The sequence below is a fragment of the Myxococcus xanthus genome (genome assembly GCF_013116825.1).
Taxonomy (GTDB): domain Bacteria; phylum Myxococcota; class Myxococcia; order Myxococcales; family Myxococcaceae; genus Myxococcus; species Myxococcus xanthus_B.
Window position 1 is genome coordinate 13,510 of sequence record NZ_JABFNS010000023.1, and the last position, 12,569, is coordinate 26,078.

Below are 12,569 nucleotides of genomic sequence, written 5' to 3' on the forward strand. Positions count from 1 at the left end.
CCGCCTTACCCTGGTGCTAGTTCCGCGCCATGGCAACCGGTACCAGCTATGTGCTCGAGTTCGAGCGCCCCCTGATTGAGCTGGAAAAGAAGATCGACGAGCTCAAGGTCCTCTCCACCAGCGGCACGGTGGACTTCTCCTCGGAGATCTCCAAGCTCGAGAAGAAGGCGAAGAAGCTCCAGACGGAGATCTTCAGTGACCTGACTCGGTGGCAGGTGGTGCAGATGTCCCGGCACCCGAACCGCCCCTACTTCCTCGACTACGTCCATTACCTCTTCACCGACTTCGTCGAGCTGTGCGGCGACCGGGCCTTTGGCGAGGACCCGTCCATCGTCGGCGGCTTCGCGCGCTTCGACGGCAAGCCGGTGATGGTGATGGGCCACCAGAAGGGCCGCAACACCAAGGAGAACATGGCGCGCAACTTCGGCATGCCGCGCCCGGAGGGCTACCGCAAGGCCCGCCGCCTCATGGAGCTGGCCGAGCGCTTCGAGAAGCCCATCCTCACCTTCGTCGACACGCCGGGCGCGTATCCGGGCATCGGCGCCGAGGAGCGTGGGCAGGCCGAGGCCATCGCCGTCAACCTGGAGGTCATGAGCCGGCTGCGCGTGCCCATCATCTCCACGGTGGTGGGTGAGGGCGGCTCCGGCGGCGCGCTGGCCATTGGCGTGGGCAACCGCGTGCTGATGCTCCAGAACAGCGTCTACTCCGTCATCTCCCCGGAGGGCTGCGCCTCCATCCTGTTCCGCGACGCCGCCAAGGCGGACAAGGCCGCGGACGCGATGCGGCTCACCGCGAAGGACCTGCTGGAGATGAAGATCATCGACGAGGCCATCTCCGAGCCCGCTGGTGGTGCCCACCGCGACCCCGCGAAGATGGCGGAGGCGCTGGGCAAGGCGCTGCGCAAGCACCTGGGACAGCTCGCCGAGCTGTCGCCTGATGAACTGGTCCAGGACCGGTACGCGAAGTTTCGCGCGCTCGGTGTGTTCTCCGGACGCTGAATCCACCGTATCAGGGCCCTTACACCATGCGACCGCTCGTCCCCACCCACGTTGAGACGCTCAAGCCGTACGTGCCCGGCAAGCCCATTGAAGAGACCGAGCGTGAGTTCGGCCTCAAGGGCGTCATCAAGCTGGCCTCGAACGAAAATCCACTGGGGCCCTCCCCGCGCGCCGTGGAGGCCATGCGGAACGTCTCTGGCGCGACGCACCTGTACCCCGACGCCACGTCCTTCCACCTGGTGCGCAAGCTGGCCGCGCACGTGGACGTGAAGCCGGAGCAGGTGGTGCTGGGCAGCGGCTCCAACGAGCTCATCGAGCTGCTCATCCGCACCTTCACCACGCCGGAGGACGAAATCCTCCTGTGCCAGGGCTCCTTCTCCGCGTACCGCATCTCCGCGCAGGCCCATGGGCGGCCCTTCGTGGAGGTGCCCATGCGCGAGGGCTTCCAGTACGACCTGGAGGCCATGGCGAAGGCCATCACCCCGCGCACGCGGATGGTGTTCCTGGCCAACCCGGACAACCCCACGGGCACGGCGTTCAGCCGCGACGCCCTGACGCGCTTCCTGGCCGCGGTGCCGCCGGAGGTGCTGGTGGTGCACGACGAGGCCTACTTCGAGTTCGTCGAATGGCCCGAGTACACCAGCGCGGTGCCGCTGGTCGGCCGGCACCCGAACCTGGTGGCGCTGCGCACCTTCAGCAAGATTCACGGGCTGGCGGGCGTGCGGCTGGGCTACGGCATCATGGATGCCCGGCTGGCGGCGTACCTGCACCGCACGCGCATGCCCTTCAACCTGACGGTGCTGGCCCAGGCCGCGGGGCTGGCGGCCCTGGAAGACGCCGAGCACGTGCGCCGCACGCGTGAGGTGAACCGCGCGGGTCTGGACTACTTCGCCGCGGAGTTGCCGAAGCTGGGTGGCACGCTCACGCACAGCCACGCCAACTTCGTGTTCGTGGACTTCGGCCGTCCCGCGGTGGCGCTGTACGAGCAGCTGCTGCGCAAGGGCGTCATCGTCCGGCCCTTCGCGGGGCAGGGGTTCCCGAACCACGTGCGTATCTCCGTGGGCACGCCCGCGGAGAACGCGCGCTGCGTCCAGGTGTTGAAAGAGCTCCTGTCATGAGCGCCCGGCCCTTCATCGTCGCCATCGACGGCCCCGCGGGCGCCGGCAAGTCCTCGGTGTCCAAGCTGCTGGCGCGCCGACTGGGCTTCTCGCTGGTGGACACGGGCGCCATCTACCGCTGCGTGGCCGTGATGGCCCAGCGTGAGGGCATCGCCTTCGACGACGACGCGGGCCTGGGGGAGCTGCTGGGCCGCGTGCACATCCACTTCCAGGTAGTGGGCGAGGAGAATCACGTCTTCCTGGGCGCACAGGACGTGTCCGGGGAGATTCGCACGCCAGACATCTCCATGGCGGCGTCCCAGGTGTCCGGGCGGCCGGTCGTGCGCGCGGGCCTGCTGCAGCTCCAGCGGCGGCTGGCGCTGGAGGCGGAGAAGGGCGCCATCCTGGAGGGCCGTGACATCGGCACGGTGGTGTTCCCGGACGCGGACGCGAAGTTCTTCCTGGCGGCCAGCCCCGAGGTGCGCGCCCGGCGCCGCTACGAGGAGCTGTTCCAGAAGGGCGTGGAGAGCAGCCTGGACGCCGTGCTCGCGGACCAGATGAAGCGGGACCGCGACGATTCCGCCCGCGCCGTGGCGCCGCTGAAGGCCGCCGAGGACGCGGTGCACGTGGACTCCAGCAGCATCCCCCTGTCGGAGGTGGTGCACGGGATGGAGTCTGAAATCCTGCGCCGGATGGCCCAGCGCGCCTAGCGCGGGTGGGGGCCTTCGCCCGGCGCAGGGGACGACGCGCCGGGCTCAGCGGGAGCGCTTCGCCAGCGCCTTCTCGTAGGCGGCCTGCAGCTCGCCGGATACCGAGCGCGCCGGCCGCGGCGCGCCGAGATGCAGGTGGCGCAGCTCCTCCATGAAGGCGTTCCAGAGCGGAGCGCCGCCCTTTTCCAGCAGCTCCGCGCGTACGGACAGCTCCTTGCTCGGGCGCGTATGCCGGCGGCCCCAGGCGCCCATGTGCGCGAGGAGTGGGACGAGCTGGATGGCCGCCTCCGTCAGGCTGTAGATGACCTTCTGCCGGTGGGTGGGAGCCGCGCGTCGCGTCAGCAGGCCGGACGCCGTCAGGCGCTTCAGCCGGTCCGCGAGGATGTTCGAGGCGATGCGTTCCTCGCTCTGCGCGAGCAGCTCTCCGTAGCTGCGCCTGTTTCCGAACATGACGTCGCGGATGACGACGAGGCTCCAACGGTCGCCGAGCTGCTCGAGCGTCAGGTTGATCGGGCAGCCGGATCGCCCTGTCTGCGCCATGGCCATTCTCTCAAGGCTACTCCTTGCGATGTGCAAGTGGTAGGAATAGGGCTCCGACTGCTTGCAGTATGCAAGTGGTCTGCGACAGGAGTCCGCCGATGTCACTCGTGCTCTACGGTCATCCCTTTTCTTCGTACACGCAGAAGGTCCTCATCGCGTTGTACGAGAACGGCACGCCCTTCGAGTTCCGCTGTATCGGGCCGGAAACACCTCAGCACTCGGCCGAGTGGTCGCGGCGCTGGCCGCTGCGCAAGTTCCCGCTGCTGGTGGATGGCGAGCGCGACATCGCCGAGACCAGCATCATCATCGAGCACCTGCAGCTCGCACATCCGGGGCCCGTGCGTCTGTTGCCCGCAGACCCGATGGCCGCGCTCGACGTGCGTTTTCTCGACCGCTTCTTCGACCTGCACGTCATGAACGCGGCGCAGCACGCGGTCGATGGCGCGCTGACGGGGGATTCGGTGAAGCGCCAGGAGGGATTGGCCCTGTCCGTGAAGAAGCTGGAGGTCGCCTACGCCTGGCTCGAAGGGCAGCTCGCCGGCAGGACCTGGGCCGCCCCTGGCGAGGACTTCACGCTGGCGGACTGCGCGGCCGCGCCCTCGCTGTTCTACGCGGACTGGACGCACCGGATCTCCGATGCGTTTCCCGTGCTCCGCGCCTACCGCTCGCGGTTGCTCGCGCGCCCGTCCTTCGCCCGCGCGGTGAACGAGGCGCGGCGATTCCGGCCGCTCTTTCCCCTGGGCGCGCCAGACAGGGATTGACGCTCGGCGCGCGCCCACGCGTCGACACGCGGGCCGGGCGCCCCAGTCGGAGCCTAGAAGCTGACACCTTCCTTCGACGGCGCGGGCACCTGCAGCGGCAGCTTCAGCGCCCCCGTGCCGTCGCCGTAGAAGGAGTGGTAGAGGAACAGGTCCGCCACCACCTGCTTCACGTAGCCGCGCGTCTCCTTGAAGGGGATGGTCTCCACGAAGAGGTCCAGTGGCAGCGAGCTCCGCTCCTGGACCCACTTCGCCGCCGAGCCAGGGCCCGCGTTGTACGCGGCCGCCGCGAGCACCGGGTGTCCAAAGCGCTCCATCAGCCGGGACAGATACCAGGCGCCATAGCGGATGTTCCGCTCGGGGGAGAAGAGGTCCGCGGGCGCGGGGACGGGCTCCTTCAGCTTCTCCGCGATGGCGTTCGCCGTCTTGGGGATGATCTGCATCAGCCCTCGCGCATCGGCGAAGCTCATCACCTCCGGCCGGAAGGCGCTCTCCCGCCGCATGATGGCCCACACCAGGTAGGGGTCCACCTGGTGCTGCGTCGCCGCGCCCTCCACCGCGGTGGCGAAGGCGCGAGGATAGAAGGGCGCCAGGGCCTCCGGAGCGCGCGCGCCGAAGGCACGTCCCCACAGGTGGCGCGCCGCCACCGCGTGGGCGTGGCCGTACTCACCCAGTCCCAGCAATGCGTGCGCGAAGGGCAGGGCCTGGTCCGCCGAGCGCAGCCGCGCAGCGTGGGCTTCCACCTCCTCCGTCGCGTCACGGAACAAACCCGCGCGCGTCAGCTCCACCGCCAGCTCCAGTTCGGGAGGGCGGGGCAACTTCAGCATCTGCGGCGGTTGTGGGAAGTGCGCGGGCGTCTTCAGGCTCAGCGCCTTGAGCCGCTCGTTGGCCATCAGTGCGTAGAAGGACGCGGGCGCCGAGGTGATGACGGCCTCGTACGCGGGGCCCAGCGTGTCTGCCTTCGCGCCGTCCAGCTCGCGGCTGCGCGCCATCCAGTAGCGCGCCTGCGGTCCCATGTTGCTCTTGGGGTAGGCGGTCAGCAACGCGTCCAACGCGGCGCGGGCCTTCGCGTACTCCTCTTGACGCAGGTGGGCCAGCGCGCGGAACCACATGCCCTCGTCGCGCTGGCGTGAGCGCGGATAACGCGTTTCGAAAGCCGTGAAGGACTGCACCGCGTCCGCGAAGCGCCCGGCCTGCAAATCCAACCAGCCCGCGAAGAAGGCGCCTTCATCTCCCGCGGGCTGCGAGGGGTACTTCTTGTCCAGGGCCGCCATCAGCGTTCGGGCCTGGGCGTTGTCGTCGGACTTGAGCGCGCGCCGAGCCACCAGCAGATCCGCCTGAGCGGCGACGGCGGCGGGGCCCTTGCGCGCCAGCGCGAGCGCCTTCTCCGCAGCCTCCGTCCGCCCCAGCGCGAACCAGGCCTTCGCGCGCAGCAGCGCCACGCGGGCCGCCTGCGCCTTGTCGAGCTTCACCTTGTCCAGCGTCGCCAGTTCGTCGAGTCCGCGCTGCGTCGCGCCCGCGTCCAGGAAGCGGTCCGCGCGGGTGGTGCGCTCGGTGTAGCCCAGCTTCACCGGGGGCGTGCTGCCCTCCGTCAGCCACGCCATGGCCTCGTCGCCGTAGGGGTGGGCGGGGAAGCGCAGCGCCACCGTCATCATGTCGGCGCGCTGCCCCGCGCGGTTTCCGGAGCCGCCTCGCGCCAAGGCACGCTGATAGAGCAACTCCACGGTGGGCGACGCCTTCGCGGCGGTCTCCAGCACCTGGGCCGCGTCCTGGGGCTTGCCTGCCTTGAGCAGTGACTCCCCCAGCCGCGCCCGGGCACGGGCCGTGAGTTCCACGGGTGCCTTGGATTCCAGCACTCGCGCGAAGTCCTCGGCCGCGCCCGCGGCGTCCCCGGCGTAGAAGCGGGCCTGGCCCAGGTAGAAGGCATGGTACGGCGCCAGCAGCGGAGGGGCGGGCCAGGCAACCAGCAGCTCCCTTGCCTCGGCGGGTTGACCGTCAGAGAGGGCGAGCGTCCCCGCGAGCAGCGCCAGCCGCCCCACGTCGTCGCACTTCTTCGCGGCGCAGGCCGTCAGCTCCGCGCGCGCCAGGGCGGCCGCATCCGGCTTGTGGAGGCGGACGGCCTCCAGCGCCGTGGGGGATTGTCCCAGCGACATCCCCGCAACCACCCCCGCAACCCACCCACTCCAACTCATGTGGTCTTCCTTTCACGACGCGGCTTTGCGGCCTGCCAACGAGACGCACACACCGATCATTCCCCTTGCCCCGCAGGGAGGGTGGTTTGACAGCGGGCGCGACAAGTCCTAGATCCGCGCGGCGTCGGGTCAGTCCAGACTGTTCAGCACCCGATGTCATTCGCTGAAAGCGTCCTGGCGATTACGTGCACTTGGGTAGGAACTGCCGACCCATTGCGTCACCCGGAGTGAATCACTACCTTGCGCCGCCGCTCAGCGCCACTCCGGTCCGTCGTTGCATGGCGGGTCCAGTCGTTGTCGTCAGGTAGCACTGCTCGTTCACAGCGCTCGGGGGGGAAACAGTTCAGAGGGAGGGCTTCATGAAGCCGTGTCCAGCCGATCTGCCACAAACCATCAACCCCGAAGCCGGGCCGAAGCGAGCCGGCGTCGAGACCCACCGCAACCTCAACTGTCATCAGTATGACAACTGCCTGGATGAAGCCGTCCGGCGAGGTTGGCAGTCGTTCACCTGCATGAAGTGTCCGATGTATCAGCAGGTGGCGCCGCCGCAGATGGGGCTCGAGGCCTACGCCACGCAGCGCCGGCCTGTCTGAACGGGGTTCATGGCGTTGACGCCCCTGGCCACACACGCCGGGGGCACCACCACGCACGGCGACTCCGTGCGGGACGTCAGGGGACGGCCGCGTAGATGACGGCCACCCAGTATTGATTCGTGCCGAAGCGGCGGGAATCTCCCCGCACCACGCCTACGCCCACGCGGTTGTTCGTGGCGTCGGCCATGCTGCGGGACTCTGGAATCGCCGTGGGGTCCGACACCACGAAGAAGTCCACGGACGCCGTTCCCGCGTCGGGCAGCAGCTCGAAGACGCGGTCGTGCACCGGGGCTTCCCCCGGCTGGGCCGAGGGCTGGTCCAACTCCAGCGCGCGCCTGGCGTGGGCGCGTGCCAGGGACTCGAGCGCGGCGTTGCGCGTCAGGGGCGGCAGCTTGCGGGACGCACGCCGCCGGCTCAGGGCGTCGTAGGCCTCCTGCCGCGGGTCCGCCAGCTCCGGCGAAGCGGGCGGGGCGACGGTGAAGACCTCGGTGAGGACGGCCTCCTTGCGCCCGTTCACCGTGTGGAACGCCACGCCCACGCCCATGAAGCGGAAGCCCGGGTCCAGCACGTTGCGGCGGTGTCCGGGGCTGTGCTCGATGCCGAAGTGGGCCGCCAGCGGCCCCTGCGCCAGGCCCAGGTTCTCTCCCGCGCGCACGTAGCGCGCGCCCGCCGGCAGGCGCTTCGTCAGCGTGGAGCCGTCCGGGGCGATGTGGGCGAAGAAGCCCTCCTTCGACATGCGCGCGCTGTAGTCCTGGGCCACCTGTTCCAGCACGGCGTCGGGGGACAGTTCGGGCAACGCGTGGGCGCGGCGGAGGGCGTTGATGCGCTCGTAGACGGCCCGGCGGGCGTCCTCCAGCGTGGTGGGCTCTGCGGTGTCCTCGCTGGCGGCGTGCTTGCGGGGTTCGCCCCGGTCCACCAGGAAGAGCGCCGCCACCTCCGGCCCTCCGTCCGCGCGGCCCACCAGCTCCACGGTGTACGTACCCGGCGTGGCGAAGGCGAGCCGGCTGCAGAAGCCACCCCCCGGACCCCGGTTCTGGACGGGCACGAGGCTCACCCCGCCGTTGGGCTGGGTGACGTACACCTCTGCCCGCCGCAGCGGTGGGAGCAGGGCGCCACAGAGCGTCATGGTCGAGTGCGCGTCCTTGGCGATGACGCGCGGGAAGTCCTGGAGCTCCGCCTTGCGGTCCACCAGCAGCAGGACGAGCGCCGCGCGCTTGCCGAGCACGGACACGCCCACGCCGAAGTGCGAGGCGCGCTCGCTGTTGAAGTCGTCGCGCTCGAGGAAGGTCTCGATGGCGTGCCGTGGCACCCACGCCCGGATGACCAACGCGCGCGGTGAGGGGTCCGCCGCGCCCGCGTCACTGACGGCGGAGGTGAGGGTGAAGAGGCCCGGCGCGCCGGTGGTGTATTCGGTGAGGGCCTCGTGTGCCAGCCGCCGCGCGGCGGTGGTCAGCTTCGGGTCTTCCACCGGGGCGCGCCGTCCCACGCGCTCGAATTCGCGGCTGACGTGCTGAGCGGCGCTGCGTTCCATTCCGGCCGACGCCGGCGGTGCGGCGGCCAGGACGGTCATGAGCGCCAGCATGGCCATCATCTGCGCGCCACCCGGAACGTGAAGGAGAGGGACTTCACCGTGCCCGGGCCGAGCCGCGCGTTGAGCTGCTCGCAGAGCGAGGCCGCTTCGGACTCCAGCGACTGGGCCCACTCGGCACCCGACACCGCCACCACCAGGGTGGTTCCGTGCAGGGCCTGGGGGGTGGTGTGGCGCGCGAGGTGTGGACCGACCACCGCCTCCCACACCGGGGCCAGCGCGTGGCCCTTTCCCGACTCTCCCGCCAGCCGTGCCAGGACGCGGGGAAGGAGACTTTCCAGGGACTTGGGTTCACTACGAGCCATCAGGAGCCGATCATCGTTCTGTTAACCCTGAAAGCCAACCATCCCGTGCGGAGGAGGGGCGCACGGCGGGCGGACCGGCTATGATGGGGCTCGAAGGGCGGCGGCCGGCGCCGCGTACCGTCGCGCAGCGCGCGTCCTGCCTGTAAGGTTGCGGACGGTCCCCCCCGGAGCCGCATCCGTATGAGTCACCCCCCCCGCCCCCTCGTGCTGGCTTGCCTGGCCTGTGTCCTGCTGTACCTGAACGGCTGCGGCGACATGGACATGGGGCCTGACAGCCCCGTGGGTCCGTTCCCACAGGGGACTTACTGCTCCGTCGATCAGGACTGCCCGGACCCCTCGCTCTTCTTCTGTGACTCGGCCACCTCGCGCTGCGAGCCCGCCTGCCTGACGCGCGAGGATTGCGGCGTGGCGCGGCGGGGCCCTCATGCGCTGGCCGCGTGTGACGAGGTCGGCGGCGCCGGCTGCCAATGCGACATGAACCGGTGCGTGCCCGTTGTCTGTGCCGCCGACACGGACTGTGACGCAGGCACGGTGTGCCGAGACGGCGCGTGTGGCTCGCCGCCGTCCGAAACCCGCGCGGTCGCGTGCGAGGTGACGCCGGACGTCGTCGTGGGCACCCCGGGCATGACGGTGGACTTCCGCGTGTGGGTGCGCGAATCGACGGGCGCTCCATTGGTGTTGCGTGACGGCGTGGCATGGGAGGTGTTGTCTCCCTCCGTGGTCGGAGGCGGGGACGGGCACCAGGCCTCTGTCGTGCTGGGCGAGCCCGCCTCGGAGCACCCGGCGCTGGCGGTCCGGGTGGGCAACGTCTCCTGCCATGCGCGTGTCACCGTGCTGCCCGCCGAAGTGGCCCCGGGTGGGGTGCGCGTGCTGGTGGTGGATGCGCTGACCGGGCGCCCGGTGCCGCTGGCCGTCGTCGCGGTGTCCGCCGATGACAGCGGCCTGGATGCGGCCATGGTGACGAACGCCGACGGAGCCGTCTGGGTGCCCGCGGAAGGGAAGGTGGCGCTCTCCGCCTTCCACCCCGACTACGGCTACCTGACGCTGGCGCGCCACGACGCGAGCCAGTTCCGCGACGTGCGGATGGCCCTGCGCCGCAACCCCTTGGACCGCTTCGGCGGCGTGAAGGGTCCATTCCCCACGTTGACGGAGACCTTCTCGACGGCGGTTTCGCTGCGCGTGGGGCTGATGGGGTTGTCCGTGCCCGGGCTCCCCTCCGATCTGGCTCCCGAGTCCTTCCTGGGCCCGGAGCACGAGGTGGCGCTCCCCTTGGGCACGGGGCAGGACCGCCTGTCGCTGCCGTCGGGCAGCGCGCTGTGGTTGACGGGCAGCACGGCTCCAGACGTCGCGGCACCGGGCGTGGCGGGTGTGTGTGATGGCTCGCTACCGGGCGTGCTGGATGCGGAGTTGGCCATTCGCACGGGCGCCTGTGGGACGCGGACGGCCTGGGCGCTGACGGGCTCGCTCCCCCTGAAGGAACTCCCCCTCAGCCTCATGGCGCCGGGGACGGATCCGCTGCTGCAACTGGGGCAGCTGTTGCCCGGCTCGACGCGCTTCTTCTCGGCGCTGGCACGTGACGCCCGCTTCACCCTGGCGCCCACGTCCGGCATCCTCACCAGCGAGCCGGACACCCGCGCGGCGGAGTACGCGCAGGCGCTGCCTTTCGAGCGCGAAACGCCGGGCGTGCGGCTGTCGTTCCCCTTCGCCGTGCGTGTGCCGCCGCTGCCTCAGTACCGGGGCGCGCACCTGGACCGCGCCTACGTGTTGGCCACCGTGGCGGTCCCCGGCCGAGGCATGGTTCCGCTGGGGCTGGGCGCCGCGGCCAACGTGGCGCCGGCCGATCCGAACACGGACGCCGACGCGCGGCTGGGCCGGCCCGGGCTGGTGCCCGTGCGGATGGCGCCCACGCACCGGGGCCTGGAAGGACTGCCGTACAGGCTGGTGGTGTCTGCCACGTCAGGTGACCAGGCCGAGGACGGCACGGTGGCGACCAGCACGCTCGTTGCGGACTTGCCCAGGCCGGAGTTCGATCCGGACGGCGCGCAGCCCGTGGACGCGGGGCTGAGCTTCCTCTCCCTCCCGGAGTCCGTTCGCTACAACTTCGACGGGAACCCCCGCGGCGAGCTCGCCGGCCGCGAGTTCCAGGCCCAGGTGGACGGGCGGGCCAGCGTGGTCCGCGCCGAGTTCACCAACCGCGCCGGCCGCCGCTGGACGGTGTTGATGGACCCGGACGATGCGGACGACGGCGTCGTCGTTCCCCAGCCGCCGCTGGGGTTCGAGGACCGCACCCTCGACGGCTTGTTGCAGGACACGCGGGCGAAGCTCCTGGTGGAGGCGCTGCGCGTGCGGGGGCTGGACCGGCGCGTGGGGCAGGGCCCTTCCCGTCTGGTGGCCCCCATGGGCCTGGGCGCGGAGCGGCTCGCGGACCTGACGGATGCCGTCGCCACGCTGAGCCTGGGCCGGCCGGAGGTGGCGTGGCGTCATCCGGAGGCGGATGGGCAGCGGCTGGCCCGAGGCAGCGCGGTGCGGGTGAGCGTCTCCGGCTTCCGGCTGGGCACGGGGGCCGGCGGCGAAGGCCAGGTGCGCGTCAGCATGCGGGGCGGCTCGGGTTGCAACGACCAGGCGCTGTTCGCCTCCGCCCCCATTGCACCGGGACGCGGTGAGGTGGAGCTGCAGCTCCCGGCGACGTGCTCGGGGCTGGGCGTGTTGCTGGTGGCCACCCTGGTGGACCTGGAGGGGGACCCCCTGCGTCCGCTCGTCACCGCGACCCGGCGGGTCGACATTCCCTGAGGCGCGGGCGCGGGAACACCCATCTGGGTTTTCGTGCGCTGGCTCGCTTTCTTGATTTGCCGGGTGGTAGCGTTGTCGTCCCAGGAGGCAGGGTGCAGAAGGAGACGGTCGTCACGGTCATCTCGAAGATCTCCGACCGGCCGGTCAACCTCGACGCGGCGCTGGTGGTGATCTACGGCTTGGACCTGGGGCGCAAGTTCGACCTCACGTCCCACGAGACGCTCATCGGGCGCTCGTCCAAGGCGGACATCCAGATCGACCAGGAGTCGGTCAGCCGCAACCACGCGAGCATCACCAATTCGCGAGAGGGCGTGCGCATCCGCGACCTGGGCTCCACGAACGGCACGTTCGTCAATGACGAAGTGGCGGAGGGGGTGCGCGAGCTGCGCAACGGCGACCTCGTGAAGATTGGCCGCACCATCTTCAAGTACATCGCCGGCGGTAACATCGAGGCCGCGTACCACGACGAAATCTACCGGCTGACCACCATGGACGGCCTCACGCAGATCTACAACCGGCGCTACTTCGACGAGCAGCTGGACCGGGAGATTTCGCGGAGCCGCCGCTACGAGCGGATGCTGTCGCTGGTGCTGCTGGACATCGACCACTTCAAGGCCGTGAACGACAAGTACGGGCACCTGGCGGGGGACTCGGTGCTCAAGCAGCTCGCATCCACGGTGCGCACGAAGATCCGCCGTGAGGACGTGTTCGCGCGTTACGGCGGCGAGGAGTTCGCCATCCTGCTGCCAGAGGTGTCGCTGTCCGGCACGCGTCAGCTCGCGGAGAAGGTGCGCCGGTTGGTGGAGAAGCAGCGCTTCGAGTTCGACCGGCAGGTGATTCCTGTCACGGTGTCCGTGGGCCTCGCGGTGCTGGAGCCACACCACCGCGAGCCGGGCGAGCTGGTGCGCGACGCCGACGAGAAGCTCTTCGATGCGAAGACGTCCGGCCGCAATCGCGTGGTGGGCTGAGTCTCCAGCCCACCCGTGTCTGCCCAGGCG

At 70.3% G+C, this 12,569-nt stretch carries 11 protein-coding genes; 7 read left to right on the forward strand and 4 right to left on the reverse strand.

Translation table 11 applies throughout. The features are described from left to right. Nucleotides 1-29 precede the first annotated feature (29 nt). Genes HNV26_RS09015 through cmk form a run of 3 tightly spaced genes read left to right on the forward strand, consistent with a single transcriptional unit; the run spans nucleotide 30 to nucleotide 2,805 of the window. Nucleotides 30-998 (forward strand): acetyl-CoA carboxylase carboxyltransferase subunit alpha, encoded by a 969-nt coding sequence (locus HNV26_RS09015; RefSeq protein ID WP_171444610.1) that lies wholly within the window; start codon nucleotides 30-32, stop codon nucleotides 996-998. Nucleotides 999-1,024: 26 nt separating this feature from the next. Then, on the forward strand, nucleotides 1,025-2,116 hold the full coding sequence (hisC, locus tag HNV26_RS09020; RefSeq protein WP_171444609.1) for a histidinol-phosphate transaminase: 1,092 nt from the start codon (nucleotides 1,025-1,027) through the stop codon (nucleotides 2,114-2,116). Next, nucleotides 2,113-2,805, forward strand: coding sequence for a (d)CMP kinase (cmk, locus tag HNV26_RS09025; protein ID WP_171444608.1), 693 nt, complete (start codon nucleotides 2,113-2,115; stop codon nucleotides 2,803-2,805). Before hisC ends, cmk begins: the two co-directional genes overlap by 4 nt. Nucleotides 2,806-2,850: 45 nt before the next feature. On the opposite strand, the gene HNV26_RS09030 is transcribed toward cmk, so the two are convergent. Next, nucleotides 2,851-3,351 (reverse strand): winged helix-turn-helix transcriptional regulator, encoded by a 501-nt coding sequence (locus HNV26_RS09030; RefSeq protein WP_216611952.1) that lies wholly within the window; start codon nucleotides 3,349-3,351, stop codon nucleotides 2,851-2,853. A 92-nt stretch (nucleotides 3,352-3,443) separates the two neighbouring features. On the opposite strand from HNV26_RS09030, the gene HNV26_RS09035 reads away from it, so the two are divergent. After that, the gene (locus tag HNV26_RS09035) at nucleotides 3,444-4,106 is read left to right on the forward strand and encodes a glutathione S-transferase family protein (protein ID WP_171444607.1); all 663 of its coding nucleotides are present in this window, start codon (nucleotides 3,444-3,446) and stop codon (nucleotides 4,104-4,106) included. A gap of 53 nt (nucleotides 4,107-4,159) precedes the next feature. Here the strand turns inward: HNV26_RS09035 and HNV26_RS09040 are convergent, their stop codons facing one another. Beyond that, the gene (locus HNV26_RS09040; RefSeq protein WP_171444606.1) at nucleotides 4,160-6,295 is read right to left on the reverse strand and encodes a transglycosylase SLT domain-containing protein; all 2,136 of its coding nucleotides are present in this window, start codon (nucleotides 6,293-6,295) and stop codon (nucleotides 4,160-4,162) included. A 359-nt stretch (nucleotides 6,296-6,654) separates the two neighbouring features. On the opposite strand from HNV26_RS09040, the gene HNV26_RS09045 reads away from it, so the two are divergent. Next, nucleotides 6,655-6,888, forward strand: coding sequence for a hypothetical protein (locus tag HNV26_RS09045; RefSeq protein WP_002636478.1), 234 nt, complete (start codon nucleotides 6,655-6,657; stop codon nucleotides 6,886-6,888). Nucleotides 6,889-6,964: 76 nt separating this feature from the next. Here HNV26_RS09045 and HNV26_RS09050 read toward each other — a convergent pair whose 3' ends face one another. Further along, nucleotides 6,965-8,479, reverse strand: a complete 1,515-nt coding sequence (locus tag HNV26_RS09050; RefSeq protein WP_171444605.1) for a CAP domain-containing protein — start codon at nucleotides 8,477-8,479, stop codon at nucleotides 6,965-6,967. Continuing rightward, the gene (locus HNV26_RS09055) at nucleotides 8,476-8,781 is read right to left on the reverse strand and encodes a DciA family protein (protein ID WP_171444604.1); all 306 of its coding nucleotides are present in this window, start codon (nucleotides 8,779-8,781) and stop codon (nucleotides 8,476-8,478) included. Before HNV26_RS09055 ends, HNV26_RS09050 begins: the two co-directional genes overlap by 4 nt. Nucleotides 8,782-8,961: 180 nt before the next feature. Here HNV26_RS09055 and HNV26_RS09060 point away from each other — a divergent pair, with 180 nt between their 5' ends. After that, nucleotides 8,962-11,571 carry a carboxypeptidase-like regulatory domain-containing protein gene (locus HNV26_RS09060; RefSeq protein WP_171444874.1) on the forward strand — a complete coding sequence of 870 codons (2,610 nt, stop codon included), beginning with the start codon at nucleotides 8,962-8,964 and terminating at the stop codon, nucleotides 11,569-11,571. A gap of 92 nt (nucleotides 11,572-11,663) precedes the next feature. Next, a complete protein-coding gene (locus tag HNV26_RS09065) occupies nucleotides 11,664-12,539 on the forward strand; it encodes a diguanylate cyclase (protein ID WP_171444863.1) in 876 nt (291 codons plus the stop codon). Nucleotides 12,540-12,569 lie beyond the last annotated feature (30 nt).